This window comes from Terriglobus albidus, assembly GCF_025685425.1.
Taxonomy (GTDB): domain Bacteria; phylum Acidobacteriota; class Terriglobia; order Terriglobales; family Acidobacteriaceae; genus Terriglobus; species Terriglobus albidus.
The window spans coordinates 13,483-38,050 of sequence record NZ_JAGTAS010000024.1; the positions used below are offsets into that span (position 1 = coordinate 13,483).

Annotated in this window: 20 protein-coding genes; 8 read left to right on the forward strand and 12 right to left on the reverse strand. The window is 59.4% G+C overall.

Going from position 1 to position 24,568, the window contains the following annotated elements; genetic code table 11:
- Positions 1 to 274 precede the first annotated feature (274 nt).
- From mutL to cmk, 3 genes are all read left to right on the forward strand, one after another.
- A complete protein-coding gene (gene mutL / locus OHL21_RS03325; protein WP_263415820.1) occupies positions 275 to 2,236 on the forward strand; it encodes a DNA mismatch repair endonuclease MutL in 1,962 nt (653 codons plus the stop codon).
- A gap of 185 nt (positions 2,237 to 2,421) precedes the next feature.
- Positions 2,422 to 4,578, forward strand: a complete 2,157-nt coding sequence (locus tag OHL21_RS03330; RefSeq protein ID WP_263415821.1) for a hypothetical protein — start codon at positions 2,422 to 2,424, stop codon at positions 4,576 to 4,578.
- Positions 4,578 to 5,258 carry a (d)CMP kinase gene (gene cmk / locus OHL21_RS03335; RefSeq protein WP_263415822.1) on the forward strand — a complete coding sequence of 227 codons (681 nt, stop codon included), beginning with the start codon at positions 4,578 to 4,580 and terminating at the stop codon, positions 5,256 to 5,258. The genes OHL21_RS03330 and cmk overlap by 1 nt, the downstream gene beginning before the upstream one ends.
- On the opposite strand, the gene OHL21_RS03340 is transcribed toward cmk, so the two are convergent.
- From OHL21_RS03340 to sppA, 3 genes are all read right to left on the reverse strand, one after another.
- Positions 5,212 to 6,162: a CPBP family intramembrane glutamic endopeptidase gene (locus tag OHL21_RS03340; protein ID WP_263415823.1), complete on the reverse strand. Its 951-nt coding sequence runs from the start codon at positions 6,160 to 6,162 to the stop codon at positions 5,212 to 5,214. The two genes, cmk and OHL21_RS03340, sit on opposite strands and share 47 nt — an antisense overlap.
- Positions 6,163 to 6,231: 69 nt before the next feature.
- The gene (locus OHL21_RS03345) at positions 6,232 to 6,558 is read right to left on the reverse strand and encodes an HU family DNA-binding protein (RefSeq protein WP_263415824.1); all 327 of its coding nucleotides are present in this window, start codon (positions 6,556 to 6,558) and stop codon (positions 6,232 to 6,234) included.
- Between the two features lie 123 nt (positions 6,559 to 6,681).
- Positions 6,682 to 7,755 (reverse strand): signal peptide peptidase SppA, encoded by a 1,074-nt coding sequence (gene sppA, locus OHL21_RS03350; protein WP_263415825.1) that lies wholly within the window; start codon positions 7,753 to 7,755, stop codon positions 6,682 to 6,684.
- Positions 7,756 to 7,865: 110 nt separating this feature from the next.
- Here sppA and OHL21_RS03355 point away from each other — a divergent pair, with 110 nt between their 5' ends.
- Complete coding sequence (locus tag OHL21_RS03355) at positions 7,866 to 8,678, forward strand: dolichyl-phosphate beta-glucosyltransferase (protein WP_263415826.1); 813 nt, start codon at positions 7,866 to 7,868, stop codon at positions 8,676 to 8,678.
- A 230-nt stretch (positions 8,679 to 8,908) separates the two neighbouring features.
- On the opposite strand, the gene OHL21_RS03360 is transcribed toward OHL21_RS03355, so the two are convergent.
- The 5 genes from OHL21_RS03360 to OHL21_RS03380 form a co-directional block, all read right to left on the reverse strand.
- A complete protein-coding gene (locus OHL21_RS03360; protein ID WP_263415827.1) occupies positions 8,909 to 9,673 on the reverse strand; it encodes a class I SAM-dependent methyltransferase in 765 nt (254 codons plus the stop codon).
- Between the two features lie 110 nt (positions 9,674 to 9,783).
- Positions 9,784 to 10,476 carry a cytochrome c biogenesis protein gene (locus OHL21_RS03365; RefSeq protein ID WP_263415828.1) on the reverse strand — a complete coding sequence of 231 codons (693 nt, stop codon included), beginning with the start codon at positions 10,474 to 10,476 and terminating at the stop codon, positions 9,784 to 9,786.
- Between the two features lie 170 nt (positions 10,477 to 10,646).
- Positions 10,647 to 11,327, reverse strand: a complete 681-nt coding sequence (locus OHL21_RS03370; RefSeq protein WP_263415829.1) for a heme exporter protein CcmB — start codon at positions 11,325 to 11,327, stop codon at positions 10,647 to 10,649.
- Positions 11,324 to 11,827, reverse strand: a complete 504-nt coding sequence (gene ybaK, locus OHL21_RS03375) for a Cys-tRNA(Pro) deacylase (protein WP_263415830.1) — start codon at positions 11,825 to 11,827, stop codon at positions 11,324 to 11,326. The genes OHL21_RS03370 and ybaK overlap by 4 nt, the downstream gene beginning before the upstream one ends.
- Positions 11,824 to 12,498 (reverse strand): ATP-binding cassette domain-containing protein, encoded by a 675-nt coding sequence (locus tag OHL21_RS03380; RefSeq protein ID WP_263415831.1) that lies wholly within the window; start codon positions 12,496 to 12,498, stop codon positions 11,824 to 11,826. The genes ybaK and OHL21_RS03380 overlap by 4 nt, the downstream gene beginning before the upstream one ends.
- Positions 12,499 to 12,571: 73 nt before the next feature.
- On the opposite strand from OHL21_RS03380, the gene OHL21_RS03385 reads away from it, so the two are divergent.
- The gene (locus OHL21_RS03385) at positions 12,572 to 14,005 is read left to right on the forward strand and encodes a M20/M25/M40 family metallo-hydrolase (RefSeq protein ID WP_263415832.1); all 1,434 of its coding nucleotides are present in this window, start codon (positions 12,572 to 12,574) and stop codon (positions 14,003 to 14,005) included.
- Positions 14,006 to 14,164: 159 nt separating this feature from the next.
- Here the strand turns inward: OHL21_RS03385 and OHL21_RS03390 are convergent, their stop codons facing one another.
- The 3 genes from OHL21_RS03390 to OHL21_RS03400 all read right to left on the reverse strand — a co-directional run bounded on the left by OHL21_RS03390 (position 14,165) and on the right by OHL21_RS03400 (position 18,831).
- The gene (locus OHL21_RS03390; protein WP_263415833.1) at positions 14,165 to 14,917 is read right to left on the reverse strand and encodes an SDR family NAD(P)-dependent oxidoreductase; all 753 of its coding nucleotides are present in this window, start codon (positions 14,915 to 14,917) and stop codon (positions 14,165 to 14,167) included.
- Between the two features lie 219 nt (positions 14,918 to 15,136).
- Positions 15,137 to 16,051: an SDR family oxidoreductase gene (locus tag OHL21_RS03395; RefSeq protein WP_263415834.1), complete on the reverse strand. Its 915-nt coding sequence runs from the start codon at positions 16,049 to 16,051 to the stop codon at positions 15,137 to 15,139.
- Between the two features lie 110 nt (positions 16,052 to 16,161).
- Positions 16,162 to 18,831, reverse strand: coding sequence for an ABC transporter permease (locus OHL21_RS03400; RefSeq protein WP_263415835.1), 2,670 nt, complete (start codon positions 18,829 to 18,831; stop codon positions 16,162 to 16,164).
- Between the two features lie 174 nt (positions 18,832 to 19,005).
- On the opposite strand from OHL21_RS03400, the gene nhaA reads away from it, so the two are divergent.
- The 3 genes from nhaA to OHL21_RS03415 all read left to right on the forward strand — a co-directional run bounded on the left by nhaA (position 19,006) and on the right by OHL21_RS03415 (position 23,770).
- On the forward strand, positions 19,006 to 20,439 hold the full coding sequence (gene nhaA, locus OHL21_RS03405) for a Na+/H+ antiporter NhaA (RefSeq protein ID WP_263415836.1): 1,434 nt from the start codon (positions 19,006 to 19,008) through the stop codon (positions 20,437 to 20,439).
- 72 nt (positions 20,440 to 20,511) lie between these two features.
- Positions 20,512 to 22,353, forward strand: a complete 1,842-nt coding sequence (locus OHL21_RS03410; RefSeq protein ID WP_263415837.1) for a PQQ-binding-like beta-propeller repeat protein — start codon at positions 20,512 to 20,514, stop codon at positions 22,351 to 22,353.
- Positions 22,354 to 22,549: 196 nt separating this feature from the next.
- The gene (locus tag OHL21_RS03415) at positions 22,550 to 23,770 is read left to right on the forward strand and encodes a PQQ-dependent sugar dehydrogenase (protein WP_263415838.1); all 1,221 of its coding nucleotides are present in this window, start codon (positions 22,550 to 22,552) and stop codon (positions 23,768 to 23,770) included.
- 286 nt (positions 23,771 to 24,056) lie between these two features.
- Here the strand turns inward: OHL21_RS03415 and OHL21_RS03420 are convergent, their stop codons facing one another.
- Positions 24,057 to 24,521, reverse strand: a complete 465-nt coding sequence (locus OHL21_RS03420) for a cytochrome c maturation protein CcmE (protein WP_263415839.1) — start codon at positions 24,519 to 24,521, stop codon at positions 24,057 to 24,059.
- Between the last annotated feature and the right edge of the window lie 47 nt (positions 24,522 to 24,568).

Here is a 24,568-nt window from a genome sequence, read left to right on the forward strand (position 1 = left end):
AGATTGAGGAACGAGGAGAGAACTGTAGCTGGTCTACTGGAACGACGAGTGATAACGAGATCGGGCCATCGGGGTCCCCAGCTAGCTTCTGCTGGCTGGGGTGAAGAAAATCTGCCCGGCCCTTGGGTTTCGGCGCAAATTGGTCCATACGTCGTTGTCAATCTCGACTGTGGACCCGCCACAGCCTTCGGCCTCCGCCTCGTCTGGACCAATTTGTGCCGAAACGCTGACGGCAGGAATTGGATGGCACACCCCGACCCCATAAAATATCCGGATGGGCCGTATCCGTGTGCTGTCAGACCAGGTAGCGAATCAGATTGCTGCCGGTGAGGTGGTAGAGCGTCCAGCGTCCGTCGTTAAGGAGCTGCTGGAGAACGCCCTCGATGCTGGCGCTGCGCGGATCCGGATCGAGGTCGAAGCAGGCGGGCGCAAGCTTATTCGTATCGCCGACGACGGACACGGCATGGGGCGCGATGACTCTCTGCTTGCTTTCGAGCGGCACGCGACCTCTAAGCTGCGCAGCTCCGATGACTTGCTGCAAATTGCTACACTCGGCTTCCGCGGCGAGGCGCTGCCTTCTATCGCTTCGGTCTCCCGGTTGACGATGGAGACGCGCGCACCGGAGGACGAAGCCGGCACGCTGCTGGAGATCGCAGGCGGCAAACTCCTCCGGGTAGAGGATCTCGGGCGCCCGGCGGGCACGACCCTGACGATCCGGGACCTGTTCTTCAATACTCCAGCGCGCCGGAAGTTTCTGCGCAGCGAATCGACTGAGCTGCAGCATGTCGCTGCTCTGGTGACGCACTATGCCCTGGCGAATCCGACCAAGCACTTTGAGCTGCACTCGGCCACACACGCGCTGTTGGTGGCTCCTGCGGTGACCTCCGCGGCGGACCGCATGTTCCAGATCTTTGGCCGCGAGACCGTGGACCAGATGATCCCGGTGGCCGCCGAGACTGACTTTGCCCGCGTCGGAATTCCGGAGCCACCGCCATGGAAGCGGGACGAGAACTACGAACCGCCCGAGCCGGGCGTGATGCGCATAAGTGGTTTTGTATCAAAGCCAGAGCTGCAGAAGCTCAACCGAAACTCGATCTATGTTTTCGTGAATGGGCGGCTGATTCGTGACCGGTTGGTGCTGCATGCCCTCTCAGAGGCTTATCGCAACGTCATCCCGCCGACCAGCTTTCCGGTAGTGCTGCTGTTTCTCGAAATCCCACCTGCCGAGGTGGACGTGAATGTGCATCCGGCGAAGACGGAGGTGCGCTTCCGGCAGCAGTCCATCGTGCATGACTTTTTGCGCGATTCGGTCCGGACGGCGTTGATGGCCGCAAGGCCGGTGATGAGTTTTGCGATGGCGCTTACGGATTCTCCGTTAGCAGCCGAGGCGCTGCGTATCGACGTCAGCCCCATGCCAGGGGCGCCCGATCTTCCGCCAGCCTCCGAAGGAGATCCGCAAGCGGGCGATGCCTCGGCATTTTCGCTGCAGCCTGATCCGTTTCTGGCTACCGAGCAGCGTATTGTCTTCCCCCCGCAGGCGGCGGCCTCTGTCGATGAGCCGCCATTTTTACGCGAGCCGGAACAGCGGGTGTCAGGGCGGCACTCCTGTTCTTCGGCAACGCCGGAGGAAGGAGACGAGCGTTCGGAGACCCTGCATTCGCTGGCGACCTTGCGGCCGGTGGGACAGTTACGCAATTCCTTCATCCTGGCGGTGAATGAAGACGGTCTTTGGATCATTGACCAGCACGTGGCTCACGAGCGGGTTCTGTTTGAGAAGATCCTGCGTGAGCGCCGTACGGAGTCGGTGCAAAGGCAAAGACTGCTGATGCCGCTGCTGGTCGATCTGCAGCCGGCGCAGATGCTTGCCTTTGCGGACTTGGCCGACGAACTGGATCGCAACGGTTTTGAAGCCGAGCCCTTTGGTCCGCGGACTCTGGCTGTCAAAGCAGCTCCTGTCGGTCTGGAGGGCAAGGAACTGGAGCATCTGCTGGACGAGGTGCTGGCGGATGATCGTACGGGGCAGGTTGAGAACGCCGAGGCACGTCGCAGGCGGATTGCGGCTTCGATCGCCTGCCATGCGGCCATCAAGATCAATATGCCGCTCGATCCGGCAAAGATTGAGTGGCTGTTGGCGGAGCTGGCGAAGACGCAGCATCCAACCAGCTGTCCGCATGGACGGCCGATTGCGTTGCGCTACTCGCTCAAAGAGATTCAGCGGGCCTTCAACCGCATTTAGAGCATTTTTCCTGTTGCTGGGTATCCCGGAAGAGGAGTGCAGCGGCGTTTTCATTGCGGAAAACGCCCATAAATGCGGAATCCCTACGCTACACCTACAGGAAAAATGCTCTAGTTGCTTTGTATTGCGGGATAAAGGCCATGCTGGCGGCACTGGACAGCAATTGCCGATAGACTTAAAAGGTTATGACTCGTGAGCAATTGGATCTTGCGCGGCGTCGTGCCTTCGGGCTGGACAGCAATGCGCTTTTAATTTTGGAAGACGCCCGTGCGTGGGTTGACCGCATGGGACTCGTTCTGTGGACGCCGAAGACGCAGCTTGCTGCCCCCGCCCCCGTCTTCGTTTCGGCGGTAAGTGGAGTTGCGGAACCTGGAGTGGCCGAGGCAGAGGCTGCAAAACAGATGCTGGGCCGTCTGGTCCGTGAGGGAGCGGCCGTACCGCTGCTCCTGCTGGGAGGCGCCGCCCCCGGCGATATTCCGGATTTCGTCGTGAGCGCAGCCGCGTTGCCTTATCTCTACACACTGCGCGGCGACAAGAGCTGGAAGGCAGCCCCGGCGGCATCGTCGCTCTCCCCGCTCGCACTGAAGGTCTGGGGCGTGTTGAAGTCCAAGGGACCGCAGACCGTCTCCAACCTGCTTCCCGAGCTTGGCCGCGAGCTGACGCATGCCGCCGTGCTACGGGCGCTTAGCGAGTTGTGGGCGATGCTGCGCGTAATTCCGGTGTACCAGGATGGCGAAGAAGAGACCCAGTGGGAGCTGCTCACTGCTCGGTTTACCAAGCAGATCAAGGCCGGCGGCAATGCCGGTGTGCCGACCGCTCTCTCCGCCATGATCTCGCTGTATCTGACTGCGGTGTTGGTTGCGGAGCTCGATGAGATTGAGGCGTTCCTCTCGCCGCTGGTGGCGCGTTCGAAGGTACGGGACGCCGTTAGCGGCTTGAACGCCGCCCGCCAGCTCGACGAAGTGGTGCTCGAAGGCAAGACGTTGCTGCACATTCGCGGCGAGCTGCCGGAGATGCCTGAGATCGTTCCTGTTGAGGTGAGTGCAGAGGGCGCAAGCGAAGAAGGCGACACCATCGACGTGGGCGATGTCGGCGAAGCTGAGCCCGATCGTGAAAATCTGCTGGAGCGCGCTCGTCAGCGTACCGAGAAGACCTTTACAGAAGACCGTCGCCGCGTAGAACGCCGGCCGGCGGCCCGAGAAGGCGAGCGTCCAGCACGGAGAAGCTCCCGCGCCGAGGAAGGTACTGAAGGCGCAGAGCGTAAGCCGTTCCGCCCACGCAAGGAGTTTGGCGATCGCAAGCCCTTTGATGGGGAGCGGAGACCGTTCCGTCCTCGCGAAGCCGGTGAAGGCAGTGAACGCCCAGCGCGTCGTAGCTTTGGCGGAGATCGTGACCGCAAGCCGTTCCAGCGCAAACCGTTCGATGGAGAGCGCAAGCCCTTCCGTCCTCGCGAAGAAGGTGAGGGCAGTGAGCGTCCGGCGCGCCGCAGCTTCGGCGGCGACCGTGACCGTAAGCCTTTCCAGCGCAAGCCATTTGATGGAGAGCGTAAGCCGTTCCGTCCGCGCGAAGAAGGTGAAGGTAGTGAGCGTCCGGCACGCCGCAGCTTCGGCGGCGACCGTGATCGGAAGCCGTTCCAGCGCAAGCCATTCGATGGCGAGCGTAAGCCATTCCGTCCCCGCGAAGAGGGTGAGGGTAGCGAGCGTCCGGCCCGTCGCAGCTTTGGCGGGGACCGCGACCGGAAGCCCTTCCAGCGTAAGCCGTTTGATGGCGAGCGTAAGCCGTTCCGCAAGCGGGAAGAGGGTGAGGGTGGTGAGCGTCCTTCACGTCGTAGCTTTGGCGGCGACCGCGAGCGTAAGCCGTTCCAGCGCAAGCCATTCGACGGTGAGCGCAAGCCGTTCCGCAAGCGTGAAGAGGGTGAGGGAAGTGAGCGTCCTGCACGCCGCAGCTTTGGCGGCGATCGTGATCGCAAACCCTTCGACGGAGAGCGTAAGCCTTTCCGTAAGCGTGAAGAGGGAGGAGAGGGTGGCGAACGTCCGGCACGCCGCAGCTTCGGCGGCGACCGTGATCGTAAGCCGTTCCAGCGCAAACCGTTTGATGGGGAGCGCAAGCCGTTCCGCAAGCGCGAAGAAGGAGCAGGGGAAGATCGTCCGCGCCGTACCTTCAAGGCTGACGGAGGTAAGCCATCCTTCGGCGGCAAGAAGTTCGGTGGAGCTCCTAAGAAGTTTGGCGGGGCGCCCAAGAAGTTTGGGTCGAAGCCGGGCGGAAGATCCGGAGCTCCGAAGAAGTTCGGCAAGCCCGGCGCCGCGAAGCCGTTCCGCAAAAAGCGGGAGAGTGATGAGTAATGGCGGATCGCAAGCCCGTCGTTGCCATTGACGGACCATCCGGCGCCGGTAAAAGCACGATCGCCACCTTTCTCGCAAAGCGCTTCGGCCTGTTGAACCTGGAGAGCGGTGCGATGTACCGCGCTGTCGCGTTGAAGGCTCTCCGTCTGGGGCTTCCCCTTGACGATGAGCCGGCGCTCGCGTCGATGGCCGAGACCATGGTCATCGAGCTGCAGCCGACCGAGAACGGAAACCGGGTGCTTCTGGATGGAGAGGACGTGACCGCGCAGTTGCGGGAGAAGGATGTGACGCAGGCCGCCTCAAAGGTCAGCGTTCATCCGAAGGTCCGCGCCCTGATGGTCGCCGCGCAGCAGCGGATGGGAGCCCAGGGTGGCGTGGTTATGGAAGGCCGCGATATCGGTACGGTCGTCTTCCCGCATGCTGAGGTGAAGATCTTTCTCGATGCCTCGGCCGATGCACGCGGGCACCGCCGTTTTGTGCAGACCGGTCCCAGTGAAGGCCAACCGACAGAAGATGCCGTCAAGAAAGAGTTGCGGGAACGCGATGAGCGCGACCGTAATCGCACCGAATCACCGCTGCGGCCTGCCGAAGATGCTGTACTGGTGGACTCCACCGCGCTGACGCTGGATGAGGTTAAGGCCCGGGCGGAGGCGATTGTGCTGGAGAAGTGGCCGCGATAGAGACCGTTTCAGCGAACTGCCGATCAGATGGAGAAGGTACGCGATTTCCTTGCGCCATCATTCGAATCAATACGACTAGACCAAGAAGGCCGTACAGCACAAACACGGCGTCCACCACGCTCTGTTTGCTCAGCAACGAGAGCGGCGCGTTGACGCTGGCGTGGGCCACGGCGAGCACGAAAATATTCCCGTTCACGCGCTCCCACAGTGCCGTGAAGAGAAATGACAAGCCGAATACGCCGAACAGAAACGCAGACGCTGTTCGTAAGCCGCTGAGAAGAATGAAAACGTGCCAGCAGCCCCATATCGCCGCTACGATCATGGTCGCAACAATGGCCCGGTGACGAGTCATCAGTTGCGGAAGCAGCCATCCGCGCCATCCCAATTCCTCCCCGCATCCGGCGAACACAAACTGCAGCAGTGCGTGCGCCGCAAACAAGGGCCACGCATGAGCGGTGCGGGCGAGGTCTCCCGGTTTTACTCCAACTACGAGCGACGCCACGACTATGCACACCACGCCCGCGGTCAGTAGCACGGGCACCCAGAGCCATTGCCCACGCGGATTGAGTTTCCGCAGCAAGCTGCCGGCGCCCTCTCTTCCGGTGACCAGCAGGGCAGCTATCGCCGGCGCGTAGACGACGCCGGTCCTTGGAAGGTATTGCCGAGCCAGACCCGAGGCCGGGGGCCAAAGCCACAGCAGACCGTACCCCACCGTATACGCGATCAGGAACGTTAGCAGAACAAATTTCAGTGTGGGGTCTATGCGCCGAAGCCGTTCGATTGGATTTGCCTCTTCGCCTGATACCTGCCCGCCAGGCAGGCACGCTGAATAATCTCGATAGCCCGCAACGATAAAGCCCGCCTGGAGCATTTTCCCTGTAGGTGTAGAGTAGGGCTTCCGCACCTAGGGGCGTTTTCCGCATGAAACGCCGCTTCACGCCATTCCGGAACACCCAGCAACAGGGAAAATGCTCTACATGGCGGGCGGGTGGTGGATATCGATCTCCTCGGGCTCAGAGGATTCCTTCGGGTTAACGAGGTCGCGCAATTCCTTGGCCGGCTTGAAGTACGGCACCCGCTTTGCGGGGACGTCGACTTTGGCGCCGGTCTTCGGATTGCGGCCGATGCGTGGTTTTCTCTGGCGCGTGCGGAACGATCCGAAGCCGCGAATCTCGATCTTGTCGCCGGTTTTCAGGGCGCCGATCACGGAGTCAAAGAGGGTATCGACAATAATCTCTCCGTCGCGGCGGGTCAGGTCTCCGAGAGCAGTGACTTTTTCAACGAGGTCGGCCTTGGTCATCGGCATCCTTTCGGGGCTTGCGTGTACGGGGGATCCGAAATCACGCGTAAATGCGAGACAGCTTTAGCTTTACACGTTTTTGACGAACAACGGCAAAAGGTGGTTTCAACATTTTTTGCCGGGTTACTTCCACATGAAATAGAAACCGGGTGCCTCATTCAGCAGTTTGCTCGGGTTTGGGAAGATATCGTCCGGATCGGAGTCCATCAGTGCCGAGAGCAGGCCCGTCTTCTCCTTCCTGGGGCGAACGATGCCAGGCTCGCCCGAAATTCCAACCTCTTTCGCGGTTTCCATCAGAGCGTCGCGATAGCCGCCCTGGCGGTCGATCAGGCCGAGCGGAAGAGCCTGTTCGCCGGTCCAAACCTGTCCCGTAGCCAGGGGTTTGATCTTGTCATCGGCAACATGACGCCCCGTGGCGACATCGTGAATGAACTGGACGTGCATGTTGTCCACCAGCGTCTGGAAGTAAGCCTGTTCCTGGGGTGTGAGATCGCGGGCGGGGTTTCCGGCGTCTTTCAACTCGCCGGCCTTGAGAACGACGTTCTTCAGCTTGGCCCAGCGCAACAGGTCGCCGTAGTTCATCCACTCCATGATGACGCCGATGGAGCCGACGACCGAGGCCTGGTTGGCGTAGATACGGTCGCAGCCCGAAGCGATGTAGTAGGCGCCCGACGCACCGACAGACTCGATGCTGGCAATGATCTTCTTGTGCTTGGCCTGCTTGACGCGCAGGACTTCGTGGTAGATCTCCTGCGAGGCCGCAGCTCCGCCGCCGGGTGAGTTGATGCGCAGGATGATGGCTTTGACGTCGTCATTGTCCGCCATCTTGCGAAGCTGCTCATTGAACTTGTCTGACGAAAGAATGACGCCGTTGACTTCAATGACACCGATCTTGCCGCCGGAACCGAAGCTGCCCGCCGTGGACTCCGTGTCAACGCCGCCGGCCTTGATGATGGCATAGACAAAGAGCGAGAAGAGGCAGACCAGGACGATTGCGGCTCCGCCGAGGATGCCGATCCAGAACCACGGAGAGCGCGGCCGCCGCGGCGGGCGAGCGGCATAGTAGCCATAGGGCTGCTGTGGAGGCGGTGGAGGAGGAGGCGGAGCGTAGGTATAGGCCTGCTGTGCGGCCGGGGCAGGTTGAGACTGCGGCGGAGGTGGATCCTGTGGCGGCGGGCTCTGGAACTCGTCCTGCATAGATGTCGTTGAGTGTACACCGCAAAACTGCGTCTGAGGGTATGTCGCTCACGTCTAAAAGGAAGAGTATGATAAGCGGCGACAAACCCTTATCATTGCGAAAGCCGGCTATGCAGCACCCGAAGATCAGTATCGTCATCCCCGCGTTCAACGAACAGGCGCGTATTGAAAGAACCCTGGACCGCGTTCTGACGTGTGTGAACGATCGTGGATGGGATGCTGAGGTACTGGTCGTCGATGACGGCTCTACCGATCAGACACCCGCCATCATTAAGCGGTGGATGGAGCACCATCCGGGTCTCAAACTCATCCATAATCGCGGCAACCGGGGGAAGGGTTACAGCGTCCGAAATGGACTATTACAGGCCGCGGGCGAAGTCGTGATGTTTACGGATGCCGACCTGTCGGCCCCGATGGAGGAGGCGGAACGGCTGTTCGCCGCTCTGAATGCCGGCGCCGATGTCGCCATCGGTTCGCGCTGGCTGGAACGCCAGCGGCAGACGATCCATCAGCCGTTCTACCGGCGTTTCTTCGGACGCTGCTTCAATGCCATGACACGGCTGGTGATGGGGCTTCCGTACAAGGACACCCAGTGCGGTTTTAAGGCTTTTCGCCGCAGCGCCGCGCAGGTCATCTTCCGGCTGCAGCGCATCGAGCGCTGGGGATTCGACCCCGAGATCCTTTTCATCGCCCGCAAGCTGCGTTACGTCGTCCGCGAGGTTCCAGTAACCTGGGGCCACGACGAGCGGTCACAGATGAGCTACCTGAAAGACGGCGCCAAGATGCTGGAAGAGCTGGCCATCATCCGCTGGAACTCGCTGGTCGGCCGTTACGACAAGGACATTGCCGCCATGAAAGACACCAGCGGCATGGTGACACCGCAGGTTGAGCGTCCAGTGCCGGTCGAGGCGGCAAGACGGTAAGTTTTCCTTTCAAAAGAGGGAAGTCGATGGGTTCGGTGTGACCGGACATCCGTTCACGACTTCATCGCGAAGGGTGGGGTATCGAGCGAAGCGAGACCGTCTTTCGCTTGAGAGACCGAGTAATCATCCCGTTGAAATTCATCTGAAATGAAGAACCATCGCGCGGAGCGCGATACCCACCTTTGCTGCGCAAAGAATGGGGCAATGAGAGTACGGGCTGCCCGACTTGTCTACGAAGCGAAACGACAGCAACTGATCCAGCATGTTGTCGGCTGGGTGAGCAGCCCTTTATCGCTGAACCGCTGAAAAAAGTCTTCCAAGGCATTCACAAACGCCGCATGACGCGGGTCGCCGGGGAGAGGAGCCATGGAGTATGACATCGCTTGGCCCCGCAGGGCATCCAATGTCAGCTTCTGCTCGCCCGCGATCGCCGTCTGGCGAATCTCTCCTCCAGGAAAGAGTGATTCCAGCTTGTCATGCACACGATAACCGTCACGGACGTAGCGGTAGTCGGTTCCATAGGTGGTGAGCAGCGACTCAAACGCCTGCGAGAGGGGTGAATCGTCCTTTGACCGCCCGATACTGACCAGAGCTACCCAGTGCCGGGGCTTGAGGATGCGCTGAAACTCCGGAATTGCCCGTGCATGATCGAACCAGTGAAAGGCTCTGCCTGCTGCGATCAGATCGGCGGAGTGATCGGGCAGCGTTGTCGCTTCGGCAGTGGCGTCGATCAGGGTAAGCGCCGGATACCCGCCGTTCTGCGTCGCACAGGCTGCTCGCATCTCAGCATTTGGCTCGATGGCGATGGTGGGGTTGCCGTTATCGAGGAAGAGCTCGGTCAGCATGCCGGTGCCGGCGCCGATATCGGCAACCGTATCGCTCGATGTCAGGCCAGTCCACTCACGCAGCGTGCGTATGATGTCGGCTGCGGGATAACCAAGCCGGTATTGCTGATAGGCACCGGCGCGGCCTGTGAAACGATCCGTGTGGCCCATGGCAGTTGGACGCTAGCGCGACTTCCGCCAGCGATTCAGGGCGAAGAGGAAGTAAGCCGCCTGGGCGCCGATCACAAATGCATAGATGAGTACGAGATGCCTGTGCGCCACTAGAGAACAACCTCCAACTCGGCCTGACGTTCGCGCCGTGCGCTGATGTAACGCAGCCCCATTACGAAACATCCCCAAAGGAACCAGGCAGTCAGATTCCAGAGGAAAGCGGGGTACATGGACTTGTCCATACCTGAACCATCGCCCCCACCAAAAACGGGAGCCGGATGCTGGGTACGGAACCAGCGGATCGAGAAGTAAACAATCGGAATATCTACCGCAGCAAAGACCGAGAGCACAGAAGCAAGAGTGGAGGTCTGTCCCGGCGGGCTGAACCTGCGCAGCAGAAGATAGCTGACATAGAGCAGCCAGAGCAGCAGCGTCGTGGTCAAGCGCTCATCCCATGTCCACCAGATGCCCCAGGCGACACGTCCCCAGAGAGAACCGGTCACGAGGCAGACGGTGCAATACACGACGGTCACTTCCGCACCTGCAATGGCGAGCGCATCCCATGCTGCTGCTTTGAGCGGGTCGCGGCTCCTGAAATACAGAACCCCCAGGGCTCCGATCAGGTTGACGTAGCCAAAGCAGAGAGCCCAGATCGCGTTCGGAACGTGATAGTAGATAGCGCGGTAAATCTCGCCCTGCTGTGCATCAACGGGGGCAACCATCGCCTTTTGGAAACCAATGACGAGGACGACTAACGTTGCCACAAAAAAGGCAAATACGAGAGCTTTTTTCAGGCCTTGCACGGTGTCATCAGTGTATCAACGCAACGCTGCGGTATTCAGGGGACGGCCCACATTGTGTGCGCTAAGCGGACAGCGCGGAAGGCGCAGAGCTATATAAATTCGAGGTCATCTCCGCCCAGCCTAACGTTGTGAGGGAGGGGCATCCGGCAGGATAAGCGCAGATGCTGACCTCATTCCGCCGAAAGGATGGTCTCAAACAGCAGCAGGGAGACGGTGGTGTAGACCGTGTCATAGATGCCCAGGATGCGCAGTCCTGATTGTGGCTCGGTCTCTCCCGTCAAGATTCCCGTAGCCGCCGAGATCATCGCCAGCAGGGCAGGCAGGGCAATCGGAAAGAGGATAAGAGGCAACAGCAGCTCCCGGCTGCGTGCGCGGAGGCCAAGTGCGGCAAAGAAGGTGCCGTTAACCACGATGGCCCAGGTGCCCAGGGGGAGCAACGCGAGAAGCATGCTGGCTTGCCCTAAGATGTGCAAATTGAAAAAGATAAAGAAGATTGGTGCAAGTACTACTTCTACGATTGTGACGAACAGGAAATTCGCCAGCGCCTTGCCGAGGAAGAGTGCAGACGGCGGTGAAGGCGACATCCGCTGGGCATCGAGTACGCCGTTTCGCATCTCGCGCGACCAGGACTGATTCAGTGCCGTCGTGGAGGCAAAGAGCAGGCCGACCCAGAGCAGGCCGCCGGCGATCTGCCGGGCGAGCGTGGGCTGCGAGGTGGGGTCGAAGGCCAGTGAGAACACGACCACGACGAGCAGGGTAAAGAAGAGCATGCCCATCAGGGCATCGCGCGAGCGGAACTCGAGGCGAAGCTCCTTTTCCAGGTGCAGCCAGACCGTGCGGAGATAGTTCATGCCTGCTGCACCGGGGCTTTCGTGAGGTCGACGACTTCAGCTCCGGAGGCGCGCAGGTAATCTGCGGGGGACATCAGGAGCTGCATACCGCGCTGACCGGCGGAGACGGAGATGCGATCCCAGAGCTCAAGTGTCTCGTCAGCGAAGGCGCGGAAGGCTTTCTTTGCGCCCATCACAGTTACCCCGCCGCGGATATAACCGGTGAGCGGCTCTACATCTTTGAGCGAAGCCAGTTCGGCCTTCTTTTCGCCGGCGGCGGCTGCGAGCTTTTTCAGGTCAAGCTCGGCATCACCGGGCACAACGGCAAAGACGTATTCGCCTGAGTGCAGACGGGAGAGCAGTGTCTTGTAGACCTGCTCGATCGGCATCTCGATCTTCTTCGCGACGGAGATGGCGGTGAGGTCGTTGGGGTCGACCTCGTAGGTACGAATCTCGTAGGAGATGCCAAGCTGGTCGAGGATACGGGCAGCGTTTGTTTTGGAGACGTGTGGAGAGCTCATGCTGTCTGGGTAGCCTCCATCGAGACAAACTCCCCGGCCTGAATACGCAGGACATGATCAGCCAGAGGCATGGCCAGCTCTGCCTGGTGGGTCGTGAGAACGATGGTGCGGGGGTGACCGTTGGCCAGCGGCCAGGTGCGGAAGTCTTTCAATAGGTCGAGCATCTGGGCAACGGAGTGGACATCCAGGTTGGAGAAGGGCTCGTCGAGTAAGAGCATTTCGGGATCTGCGGAGAGGACACGCGCCAGCGAGACCCGTTGCCGCATTCCCTGCGAATACTGGCTGACTGGTTTGTTGAGGTGCGGATCAAGACCAACCGCGCGCAAGGCCATCTCGGGAGATCCCATGCATGCGCAATCTCCTGCGCTCTTGCGGAGTTTGGTGTAGTAGGTCAGATTCTCCATGGCGGTCAGCTCGTCATAGAGCATGGTTGCGTGGCTCATGTAGGCGACGCGCCGCTGTTGCCTGTTGGCAGGCCCATCAAGAACGGTAAGCGTGCCGCGGGTCGGCAGTGAGAGCCCCGCGAGCAACCGCAGCAGCGTGGATTTGCCGGCTCCATTCTCGCCCAGGACAAGGTAGACGGCGCCTGCCTCCAGCGTGACCGAAAAGCTCTTCAGGGCGGCGAAGCGGCCATAGAGTTTCGTGACGTTGGTGAGGACGGCAGCTTGCATGCGCTAGAGAAAGTATAGGTGCTTCGATGGCAGGGTGTCTGATGAGTAGGATGGTGCCTGAGGGAAATGCACGATGAAGACAGCGGCGGGAATAGTGCTGGGGGTAGTTTGTACGATTGGCGTTTCTGCGCAATCCACCGGTGTTAGCGCCGGAAGTAGTGAAGTGGCCGAAGCGAGGGCGATCTTTAAGCAACTGATCGAGATCAATACGACTGACTCCGTCGGCAGTGTTACGAAGGCAGCAGAGGCTATGCGGCAGAGACTGCTGCATGGGGGCTTTCCTGCCGAGGACCTGAAGCTGCTCGGCCCCAATGACCGCAAGATGAACCTGGTGGCGCGTTATCGCGGCAAGGCGGGATCGACGCTGAAGCCCATGCTGGTGATCTGCCATCTGGATGTGGTGGAAGCGAATCGCTCCGACTGGACGACCGATCCATTTGTCTTTACGGAGAAGGATGGCTACTTCTATGGCCGCGGAGCCTATGACGTCAAAGACGGAGACGCCGCAGCCATCGAGGCCTTCCTGCGCATGAAGCGTGAGGGCTTTGTGCCCAGCCGTGACATCATTCTGGCGCTCACCGCAGATGAAGAAGGCGGCGCCTCGAATGGTGTGGGTTGGTTAATGAAGAATCATCCGGAGGAGATGCAGGCCGAGTTCGTCATCAATCCGGATGGCGGCGGAATGACCACCGTGAACGGCAAGCCGTACTCTCTCAATGTTGAAGCGACTGAAAAGACCTATGCCGATTACGTGCTGATTGCTACCTCGCCCGGAGGCCACTCCTCAGAACCGATGCCTGGGAATGCGATCTATCGTCTGGTGGCGGCCCTCGCAAAGGTAGAGAAGTATCAGTTTCCGTTCGAACAGAATGAGGTCACGCGGGCACAGTTTGCTGCGCTGGCAAAGTTGGATGGCGGACGTGCTGGTGCAGATCGAATGGCTGTCCTGAAGACTCCTCCGGACCCGGGGGCGTTGAAGCGGCTCAACGAGAATCCCGAGATCTATCCCGCACTGCACACCACCTGCGTGGCGACGATGATCCAGGGAGGACATGCTCCCAATGCCTTGCCGAATAAAGTACAGGCGAATGTGAACTGCCGCATCCTTCCAGGGCATACGCAGGAGGAGGTCCGTCAGGAGCTGGCCCGTGTGATTGGGGATAACGAGGTGAAGGTGGCTTATAAGAGCGACGGAGGCCAGGTGAGCGATACCGCGCCCAATCGCACCAGTGCGCCGCCTCCTCCTCCGCTACCGGCGGTCTTCGATCCGCTCAAGCAGGTAGTCGGGCAGATGTGGCCGGGGCTGGTGATTGTGCCGTCGATGGAGTTCGGCGCGACCGATTCCATCTACACCATGGCTGCAGGTATTCCGAGCTATGGTATTTCCGGCATGGGAATGGATCGCGACGAGAACCGTGCGCACGGGAAGGATGAACGGATCAAGGTCTCGGATTTCGATGCGGGCTGTGAATTCTTTTATCGCTACCTGAAGGCGGTTGCGAAGTAACCCGGGTACCCTCGGGGTCCATTTTTTTCTTCGCCGTGTGCCCCCTCGCAACGCTGAGGTGGGTTCGGAACCGATGCGTTTTTCACTGCAAGCTTGGGCTGCGGTCATTGACCGCAGCCCAAAGCAATTTGGATCGTGTATGAACTGGAAAATCGGGCCTTAGATTCCTGCGCCGCCACCGACCTTGATGATCTCGCCGGTGATCCAGCGCGCATCGTCAGAGACAAGGAAGGCAGTCGGAAGGGCAATGTCCTCCGGCTGACCGGCACGTCCAAGCGGGGTAATCGAGATGAAGAACTCTTCCTGTGGGGAACCGGTGACCCCGACCTTTTCGGTGCCTTCCGTGACGACATAGCCGGGATTGATGGCATTGACACGGATCTTCTTCGGCGCAAGCTCCTTCGCGAGCACCTTGGTGATGGTGTCGACCGCACCCTTGGTTCCGCTGTAGATGCTGGTCGTGGGGGGCGCGAAGGTGCTGGCAATCGAGCTGATGTTTACCACGCTGCCGCCCTCCGCAGGGAAGTGCTTCACTGCTTCGCGCGTGGCCTGCAGAAGGCCAAGAACGTTGGTGTTGTACTGGCGGGCGTACTCTTCGGCAGTGATCTCCTCAAGCGGTACGAACGCGTAAACACCGGCGTTGTTGATGAGGATATCGATCTTGCCGTAAGTCTTTTTGGCCTCTTCAAAGAGTTTTACGGTCTGGCCGTTGTCTGCGACCGAGCCGCCGATGGCAACGGCGTTTCCGCCCGCAGCCTTAATCTCGGCGACGACCTTGTCCGCGCCTTGTTTCGACGATGCATAGTTAACGACGACGCTGGCTCCATCCTTTGCAAGCTGTTTTGCAATCGCTGCGCCAATTCCTTTGCTCGCTCCTGTGACGACGGCAACCTTATTCGATAGCTTTCCCATGAAATCCTCCGTGTCGAATGTTGTGAAAGTATTTCGACAGTCATCTAATTGATGTCATGCGAAGAATGAGGATTCATAAAGTGCGGTGACCAGGCGTATGCGGAAAATTTTGCTGATCCGTAGAGTGCTGGGAGGCATAGCACTGGCAATGGTTTTGTCGCGAGTGCTGAGGTCTTTCCTTTTGAGGTACAGCCTGGCGATCCTGCGACCGTAGCCTACTTAGTTCAAGGCTGGAATCACAGTCTCGAAATATCGCACGTGATCGAGATCTGAAATGAGGCCAGGCTGTCTCGGGCGCCATCCCAACAATTTCTGAGTGGCCTTGCTGGAAGCCGGCATATCGAGATTCAGGAGGCGACCGAGAAAGCCGAAATGTTCAATTGCTTCGCCTGCCGATTTGCCGACGATGGGCAATCGCAGCCGCCGGCCGATCACCTCCGCAATCTCACGTATCGGCACTCCTTCGTCTGCGATTCCGTTATACGTGGTTCCCGCTGTTCCTTTCTCCAGTGCCAGCCGGAAGAGGCGAGCGGCATCGAGCCGATGCACCGCAGGCCAGCGATTGAAACCGTCGCCTACATATGCTGAAACGCCGCGCTTTCGAGCTATGGCGACCATCTCCGGGATGAATCCGTTATCGCCTTCACCGTGGACGGTTGGAGGAAGGCGAACCACAGAAGCTGGTACCCCCTGTGCTGTCAGGGCTTGCACGGCCTCTTCTGACGCTGTGCGGGGAATCCCGGTGGAGATGGATTGCGGATCGTCTTCAGTTGCGAGCTGGCCCGCGACGCGTGCAACTCCAGTGCCAGAGGCAGCTACCAGAGGGCGATTGCTGCCGGCGAGTCCGGAGCCAAGGGCCTCGATTGCCTGGCGATCGATCTCGCAGCTCATCTTCCAGTTTGTGAAGTCGTGGACGAAGGCTGTGTGGATCACACCATCGCACATCGATGCTCCAAGACGGAGGCGTTCCGGATCTTCCAGATCCCCCAGATGTACCTCGGCGCCGGCGGCGATCAACGATTTTGTGCCGGCAGCAGAGCGGGTAAGGCCTAATACCTGATGCCCTGCATGGACGAATTCCCTAACGATTGCGGAACCGATAAAACCCGTCGCTCCTGTGACGAAAACGCGCACAAGCCCATCCCACCCTCATTGTATGAGCTGCAACGCTGATTCTCTTACTATCGGGTTTCAGGTTTTGAGTCAGCGATACACAGGGAGTCCGCGGTTCATTTCGATGCTGCTTACTCCATGCGGAGTGCTTCAACCGGGTTGACGGATGCGGCGCGCCTGGCGGGCAGAAAGGCAGCGGTGAATCCTCCGATAGCCAGCAGGAGAGCGACCGCGATCAGGGTTACGGTGTCGTGTGCGCGAACTCCATAAAGATAGCTGGAGAGAAAGCGGCTGCTGAACCAGGCCAGGGTAAGACCAGTGCAGGCGCCGGCAAGAATCATGCCTCCTGCTTGACGGAGGACGAGCCAGACGACCTGGCTGCGGCTGGCTCCGAGGGCAACGCGGACGCCGATCTCGCGGGTGCGCTGGGTGACGAGTTGAGCAAGCAGCCCGTAGAGTCCGGAGAGACAGAGGAGCAGCGCGGAGCCTCCGAAGACGATGAGAAGCCGGGAGATGAGCTGCTGGCTGCCATAGGAGTCCTCGACGATCTGGGTCATGGTGCTGAACTCCGTGTTGGCGAACTCGGGGCTCGCCTGGGTCATGATGGAGCGCAACTCCGGAACGATGGAATCGGTGCTGCGGCTGGTACGGAGTGCAAGCGACATGGCGATGCCGCCGGATACCTTGTAGGTGCCCGAGTCAGGCGTGAGCTGCGGGAAGTAGACCTGGATCTCAGGCGCAGGTTGTTCGGTCACAGAGACCTGGCGCGAGTCATCGAGGACACCAATGACGATCGCGCGACGCTCTTTTCCAAAGTTCATAATGTTCTGGCCGATGATCTTGTCGGGATCATTCGACTGGGAGAACTCCTTGACGAACTCATGGTTCACGACGACGACTGCCTGCGAGCCGGCGGTGTCGTCCTGGTTGAAGTAGCGCCCACGAAGCATGGTGAAACCGAAGACACGCTGAGCGTCAGAGTTGACCGCGCGGAAGTTGGCGCGAATGTCACGCCGGCGAATAGCGTCGGCGGAGTTCCCTTCCGCGGAAAAGCTGAACATCATACGGAAGCTGTGGCCGAGGGGAACCTCGGTCATGAGGGTGGCTGCCTCAACTCCGGGCAGAGCGCGGACTCTTTTAAGGATTGGCGCATAGAGGGTAGCGTTGAGGTCGTGATTGACGAACCGGTATGAGGGGATGGCCATGCTGCCGACGAGGATGTTGTCGGTACGGAAGCCAAGCGGAACCTGGCGAAGAGCGTAGATAGTGCGTAGCAGAAGACCGCAGGAGAACAGAAGTACGAGTGCGAGCGAAATCTGGCTGACGACGAGAAGCGAACGGGTACGGTGCTGGCTCGGGCTGATGCCGGACTGCCGTGCTCCCTGACGAAGGGCAGGCTCGATAGAGGCGCGGGCACTGGTGAGGGCAGGCCAGAGAGCAGAAACGAGCGCGCTGCATACCGTAAGAGCGAGAAGTACAGCGATGGACTTCCAGCCAGGAGAGGCATCATGGAGGTTCAGCTGCAGGGAGAGGCCATGCGCAAAGAGGCGTAGAAGACCGAAAGCGATCACAAGGCCGAGAAGCGAACCGCCGATGCTGAGCGAGAGGCCTTCGAGAATGAGCTGTTGGACAATGCGAATACGGCTTGCGCCAAGGGCTCCGCGAACTGCAATTTCGCATTGGCGGGTGACGCGGCGGGCAAACAGCAGGCCACCGACGTTAATGCAGGCGATGATCCATAGAAGAGCGGAAGCGGCGAATAGTGCGAGCACGGCGCGCCGAACCTCGGGCTCCACCAACGAAGCGGCGTAACTGCTGACAGAGGCAGAGGAGACCAGCTCTCGCAGGTACATGTCAGTGTATTGTGCGGCGACCGAGGGCTGGATCGCCTTTATCTCTGCGTCGGCAGATTGGATGCTGGCTCCGGCACGAAGCCGTGCAACAACCATGTATGTGGGCGTTTCACTGGTGTGAGTCTTGCTGGCTTCCGTAAATGGCGCGGGAGTCCAGACCTCGGCCGTTGTGGTGGAGAGAGGAAGGGCAAAGCCACGGGGCATTACCCCGACGACGGTGTAGGATTTCCCATTGATCCTGGCGATACGGCCGATGATATCGGGGCGAGCGCCAAAGAATTGGCGCCACGCCGTGTCGCTGAGGATGACCGTACTCTCTTCGCCAGTATTTGCGAAAGTGTCCGTAGTGCCGCTGAAGCCGGAGCCCAGCGCGGGGCTGACGCCAAGGACGTGAAAGAGGTTGGTGCTGACGAGTTGATTCCTGATCTGTTGCGCCCCGCCGTCACCCTCAAGAAAGAAGCGGCCATTTGCGGGTGTGTGAAAGCCGAGGGACTCGAAGGAGCGGGCTTTGAGCCGCCACTGCTGGATGTCGAGCCAACAGATGTTAGGAGAGTCACCGCGACGGCCCGACTCCTGAACTTTGACCAGCCGTTGAGGTGAAGCGTAAGGGAGTACCTGGAGAAGGACGCGCTCGACAACGGTGAACATGGCAAGCGTTGCACCAACGCCGAGCGCGAGGGTGGCAATGACTGTAATGCTGAAGGCGGGGGAGCGGCGCATCTGACGCCACGCGTATCGAATATCCTGCAGGACGTGTTCTAGCCACTCGCCGGGCCACATGCGCTGAGTCGTCTCGCGGACGAGCAGTGGGTTACCAAACTCGCGATGCGCAGCCCGGCGAGCCTCTTCAGGAGACGCGCCCTGGGCGACGCGGTCGGCAATGGACATGGCGATATGGCTGGCGATCTCTTCGTCAACCTCGTTGGCTCGGCGGCGCCAGAATCTCATGGTGTGCTGCTCCTATCCTGCGTGGCGTCAAGACTGTCTCCTCCGGTTCCCCCGGGGAAGATGTAGACACTCTACATGGAGAGAGGTAGGACGTCTACATCTGTCCTTAGCGCGCGGATAAACCTTATCCAGCACAAGGACCTGGAACGAACCCGAGTCCCTACGAAAGAAATTGTGCTGACATACACACTCATTGTGAGTCTCTCAGCGAGCTACTCTCAATCTCGATACGATGAGCAAGTGGACGTGGCTTACTCCATTCGCGATGATCGGCCTGTACTTCGACTTGTTCGGCCCTTTATGCGCTTTGCACAGGTCGAGTCGAGTAGCAGTATTGTGCTGCTACTCGCGACATGCATCGCCCTATACCTCGCAAATTCCCGGTTCGCTCCGCTATATCAGGACATCCTGAGACTTCCGCTCAAAGCCGGTGTGGGTGGGACGGCATTTATCTGGCCTGTTGAGCTTTGGATCAATGATGTCCTGATGGCGGTCTTCTTCCTTATGGTTGGACTCGAGGTTAAGCGAGAGATCCTGATTGGCGAACTAGCGTCGTTCCGTCGTGCCATCCTGCCGGGGTTCGCGGCTCTGGGCGGTATGGTCGTGCCTGCCGGAATCTACCTTGCTCTGAATCACTCCACGTCCACTGCGCAGGGCTGGGGAGTTCCGGTTGCGACAGATATTGCATTCTCGCTGGCTGTTCTAGGTGCGTTCGGCAAGCGCATTCCGCTGGCGCTGCGAGTATTCGTTGCGTCCCTTGCGATTGCTGACGATATCGGGGGAGTGTTCGTCATTGCTGTTGCATATACGCGAGAGTTGCACCTGGCGTGGATAGCGGCCGGTGCGGGCATCTTTATGATCTGTCTTCTGCTGAACCGACTCGGCGTTGCTGACCTGCCGGCATATCTGATCCTCGGTGCACTGCTCTGGGGATGCCTACAGCAGTCCGGGGTCCACCCTACGCTGGCAGGAGTCCTGCTTGCCTCGACCATTCCATCCAGGAGCTTCCTTCCGGCTGACCATTTTGTTGAAGGCGGGCAGGTTCGGCTTAGGGAGTTCAAGAGAGCCAGGGACGTTGCGGGTCACAGCCGTGGCGCCCGTGAATCGTTACAGGGACTTGCACATTACCTTCGGCTGGTGGAGTCGCCGCTCGACCGGCTGCAGGCAAAGTTGCAGCCGTGGGTCAGTTATGGGATCCTGCCTCTTTTCGCCCTGGCGAATGCCGGAATCTCGTTTCATATCTTCCAGCCCACGCTGTTGAAGCAGCCTGCATTCACTGGGGTGGCATTAGGTCTGCTACTCGGAAAACCAATCGGAATCATGTTGTTCTCATCGCTCGCGGTACGGCTCCATATCGCCGATCTGTCGCATTCCATGACCTGGAAGCAACTACACGCAGTCAGTTGGATTGCGGGTATCGGCTTCACCGTCTCAATCTTTATAGCGGGATTGGCCTTCGGAGATGGGCCGGAATACATGCAGAGCCGGATGGCGATTCTGTTCGCTTCTATCTGCGCCGCAATGATCGGGGCCATCCTGCTTCGGTTTGCTCCGAGTGCAGTATCGCCCCAGTGTGAGGCTCACAGCATTGACAGCGCATTGGCATGACCAATACAGTTGGGCTTCAACTGTTCAGTCACGGCTGCTGTGCCCTTTTTGTTCCTCGGGATTCAACCTTAAATGTATACGTGTACATATGTTGCCGCGGTCGCGGCTCTTCTTGTCTCTTCTCACCTTGGCGCGCAGGTAAGCGTCCTTACCCAGCACAACGACCTGGAACGAACCGGTGTGAATGCGAAAGAGACGGTGCTTACGCCGGCCAATGTCAACACCAGCCACTTTGGTTTGCTCTTCAAGCGTCCGGTTGACGATCAGGTTTATACGCAACCGCTGCTGGCGACGGGAGTCCAGATCAATGGTGGAACGCACGATCTGGTCTATGTCACCACGGTCAATAACAGTGTCTATGCCTTCGATGCGAACGATCCGGAAGCTTCAACACCGATCTGGCATGTGAACTTCGGTACACCTGCTGGGCTGCATGACGCGGAGTTCGGCTGTCTCGACATCAATGGCAAGATGGGCATTCTCGGAACGCCCGTGATTGATGTGGCTGAGCACGCCCTCTATGTGGTCGTTTTGACCAAGGCGGGCGACGGCTTCATGCAACGCTTGCACGCACTCGATCTGGCAACGGGAGCCGATCTTCCGAACAGTCCGGTGACGATCTCAGCTCCCGGTTTTGATCCGTTATTGCAGGCCCAGCGGCCTGGGCTGGTGCTCGCGAATCAGACTATCTATATTGGCTACTCCTCGCACTGTGACAAGGGACCGTACCACGGCTTTCTGCTCGCCTACGACCAGAAGACGCTTCGTCAGACAGCGGTTTTCAATGCGACTCCCACCGGGCAGGCAGCGAGTATCTGGCAGTCCGGCCAGGCGCCGTCAGTCGATGCGCAGGGAAATATCTATATCGTTACAGGGAATGGCTCCTGGGACGGGGAGCAGAACTTCAGCGAGAGCTTTCTCAAGCTGAGCCCAGATCTAAAGGTGCTTGACTGGTTTACGCCCACAAATCATTTCGACCTAGACAAGCGGGATATAGATCTCAACTCTTCGGGCGCCACGCTGGTTCCGGGGACGAATCTGGTGCTCGGCGGCGGGAAAGAGGGTGTGCTGTATCTGCTCGACCGTGGCAGTTTTGGCCATCTGGGAGATGAGCATGCACTGCAGCACTTTCCAGCGACCGGTTCACATCTGCATAGCCTGGTCTTCTGGAACAGCGCACAGCGTGGATCGCTACTTTATATATGGGGACAGCGGGATCGCCCTCGTGTCTATCGGTTGCAGGGCGACAGGATCGATTCCACACCGGTGATGAGCCGGCCGGAGGTCAATGACGGACATCCGGGCGCGATGCTTTCGCTCTCGTCGAACGGTGGACGGGATGGCATTCTGTGGGCTGCGATTCATGCGAGCGGAGATTCGTGGCATGAATCTCGCCCTGGGATACTGCACGCCTATGACGCGAATGACATTGGTCACGAGCTTTGGAACTCGCTTGAGAACCGGTCGCGCGATGACTGTGGCAACTACGCCAAGATGGCTCCTCCGACTATTGCCAATGGGAAGGTCTATCTAGCGAGCTTTGGAACGAAAAATATCGGCACAGGGCAGTTCTGTGTCTACGGTTTGCTTCCCGACGGAGCTCCTCCGGCTCGTCCGCTGAAGGTGAGCGCAGCAAAGCAGCCTTCCGGAGTAGCGCTTAGCTGGGATGCTGCCGCGGCAGGCTCCATAGGTCATGTGACCTATCGTGTGAGCAAGGCGGAAGGTAACGGCGCCTTCAGGAATATCGCGCTGGGGCTCACAATGCCGGCCTATTTCGACAATTCCGTATCTACAGGCCACAGCTATCGTTATGTGGTTACGGCTCAGGATGCAAATGGCGTCGGCGCCCGCTCTGACGAGGCCGCGATCGCTATTCCGAAACAGAGGGAGGCAGCCAATCACGTGGCACATTGAGATGGTCAAACAAACGGTTGTTGATGAGCGGTCTGGCGTTTGCGTTCGTCTAAGAAGCATTCGTCGAAACCGAAGCGGGCCCTCAGGCATCAGGTTGTTGGAGAGTGTTATAAAAAGTCGACGGTAATCCCGGCCTGTCTGGTGGAAGCAGGGCTTGCTGGCGCCTGGTTAATCCATACCAATCGAGGAAGACGTGATGAAACAGTTAGTGTTCGCGGGAGTTTCTCTCGCGCTGGCGGCGTCCCATGCCATGGGGCAGATCAATGCGGGTGACCAGAAGCCTGAGGCGAGCGTGCCGTTCAATATGGTTCAAGTGACAACGCTCGATCTTCCCTGGCGAATTGCGTTCCTCCCTGATGGGCGGATGTTGATTACGGAGAAGACCGGAGCTCTGTGGCTGGTAACACAGCAGGGCGCCAAGATGCAGGTGTCGAATGTTCCTGCTGTTCTTTATGGAGGACAGGGCGGCATGCTGGGCGTCTTTACCTCACCGCACTACGCCAAAGACCATAGCGTCTATCTCACCTATTCCGAGCCCGGCGAGGGTGGATCGAGCCTGGCGCTTGCGCGTGCACAACTGAAGTGCAGCCAGGACGCGGCGAGTCTGGAAGATCTGAAGGTGATCTGGCGTGATGGCGAGCGTGGCAAGGGCGGCCAGTTCGGTGCGCAGATTGCGTTCTCTCCGGATAAGAAATATCTCTACCTGACCATTGGCGACCGGCAACGCATGACACCGGCCCAGGATCCGAATCAGCCGTTGGGCAAGATTCTCCGTCTGACGCTTGATGGTAAGCCTGCGCCTGGCAATCCGATGGCAGGCAAGACGGGCGCGGCGAGTGTGCCTGTGATTGATCCGCCCGAGGATACCGAGGCTGCGAAGGTCGCTCCTGTAGTGAGGACCTACACCTTCCCCGGCCCAAACCTGACGCCATCGGAGACCTGGAGCATTGGACATCGCACTCCTTATGGACTTGCCTTTGCGCCTGACGGCAAGCTGTGGGAGGTGGAACATGGTCCGCGCGGCGGCGACGAGCTGAATCTGATTCAGTCGGGTAAGAACTATGGCTGGCCGTTGGTCTCGTATGCAGTCAACTACAACGGTGTGCCGATTCCCAGTCCGGATACGCGGTCTGATCTGACCAAGCCTGTCATCTACTGGACGCCGATCATCGCACCGGGAAACCTGATGTTCTATACCGGCTCAATGTTCCCGCAGTGGAAGGGATCCGCTCTGATCAGTGCACTGGCAGGGAAGTCGTTGATCCGGATTACCTTTGACGGTAAGGGCGGAGCCAAGCCGGCTGAGCGCTGGGATGTTGGGCACCGCATCCGCGACGTGGAGCAGGCGCCCGATGGCGCATTGTGGCTGCTGGAGGATGCCAGAGGGGGCGGCGTCTATCGTGTGACGCCGAAGTAGTTCGAGCTATTTGGAAAAGGAAACGGGTGACGAGAATTCGTCGCCCGTTTTGTTTTGTACCTGGTGTATCTCAGAAGTGTTCTTGTTATAAATTTTGTCGTCCTGAATGTTCGGGGTCCCCGGCGAACTTGTTCGCTGGGGTGATTAGTGAAGGACCTGCTTGTTGAAGCTTCGCGCCTGTGCCCTTAAGCAAAACAGGAGCGGGCTTCGGTATAGCACGAGAATCTGGCTTGCCGCAGGCTCGTATCCGCCTAACGAACGTGTTCGTTGGGGACAGCCAAGGGATTTAGCGAGCGGGAATAACTGCGGCAGCCGCTTTTGGAGTAGAGACTGCGGGCTGCTGACCTGGCTGCTGCTGTCCGGGTTGGGCCGGAGCGTACTTGCTGGCGCACTTGGCCTGGATCTGAGTGGCGTGGAAGACGCCGTCGCGGCCGTAGGTTCCCATGGCGAGCGCCTGGGCATCGTCCTTGAAGGTGTCGGGAAGCGGCTCCATGCCCTGGTAGCTGACGCGAACCGTCTTATCCAGTTCCACGAGCGTGAAGTCGGCGTGAGTTCCGCTGCGAACGACGGAGCCGGGCTGTACGTTGCCGGCAACGCGCAGGTGACGCGTATAGGCCTTGTTGCCCATCTTCTGCAGCTCACTGATCGTGACGTAGTAGCTCTTCGAGTCGCCGATACCGGAGAGGGCAAGGTACACCACTGCGGCGATGACGACGGCACAGGCAAGACCGATTCGGGTAGTGCTGTTCATAAGGCTCCCGGAATCATTTTACCGTTTCCTGGCCGCCGTGGGGGCAA

Bases quoted from the DNA above. Each gene is read 5' to 3' on its own strand.
- mutL (WP_263415820.1), top strand. From the start codon at position 275: ATGGGCCGTATCCGTGTGCTGTCAGACCAGGTAGCGAATCAGATTGCT.
- OHL21_RS03330 (WP_263415821.1), top strand. From the start codon at position 2,422: ATGACTCGTGAGCAATTGGATCTTGCGCGGCGTCGTGCCTTCGGGCTG.
- cmk (WP_263415822.1), top strand. From the start codon at position 4,578: ATGGCGGATCGCAAGCCCGTCGTTGCCATTGACGGACCATCCGGCGCC.
- OHL21_RS03345 (WP_263415824.1), bottom strand. From the start codon at position 6,558: ATGACCAAGGCCGACCTCGTTGAAAAAGTCACTGCTCTCGGAGACCTG.
- sppA (WP_263415825.1), bottom strand. From the start codon at position 7,755: ATGCAGGACGAGTTCCAGAGCCCGCCGCCACAGGATCCACCTCCGCCG.
- OHL21_RS03355 (WP_263415826.1), top strand. From the start codon at position 7,866: ATGCAGCACCCGAAGATCAGTATCGTCATCCCCGCGTTCAACGAACAG.
- OHL21_RS03360 (WP_263415827.1), bottom strand. From the start codon at position 9,673: ATGGGCCACACGGATCGTTTCACAGGCCGCGCCGGTGCCTATCAGCAA.
- OHL21_RS03370 (WP_263415829.1), bottom strand. From the start codon at position 11,327: ATGAACTATCTCCGCACGGTCTGGCTGCACCTGGAAAAGGAGCTTCGC.
- ybaK (WP_263415830.1), bottom strand. From the start codon at position 11,827: ATGAGCTCTCCACACGTCTCCAAAACAAACGCTGCCCGTATCCTCGAC.
- OHL21_RS03380 (WP_263415831.1), bottom strand. From the start codon at position 12,498: ATGCAAGCTGCCGTCCTCACCAACGTCACGAAACTCTATGGCCGCTTC.
- OHL21_RS03385 (WP_263415832.1), top strand. From the start codon at position 12,572: ATGAAGACAGCGGCGGGAATAGTGCTGGGGGTAGTTTGTACGATTGGC.
- OHL21_RS03390 (WP_263415833.1), bottom strand. From the start codon at position 14,917: ATGGGAAAGCTATCGAATAAGGTTGCCGTCGTCACAGGAGCGAGCAAA.
- OHL21_RS03400 (WP_263415835.1), bottom strand. From the start codon at position 18,831: ATGAGATTCTGGCGCCGCCGAGCCAACGAGGTTGACGAAGAGATCGCC.
- OHL21_RS03410 (WP_263415837.1), top strand. From the start codon at position 20,512: ATGTATACGTGTACATATGTTGCCGCGGTCGCGGCTCTTCTTGTCTCT.
- OHL21_RS03415 (WP_263415838.1), top strand. From the start codon at position 22,550: ATGAAACAGTTAGTGTTCGCGGGAGTTTCTCTCGCGCTGGCGGCGTCC.
- OHL21_RS03420 (WP_263415839.1), bottom strand. From the start codon at position 24,521: ATGAACAGCACTACCCGAATCGGTCTTGCCTGTGCCGTCGTCATCGCC.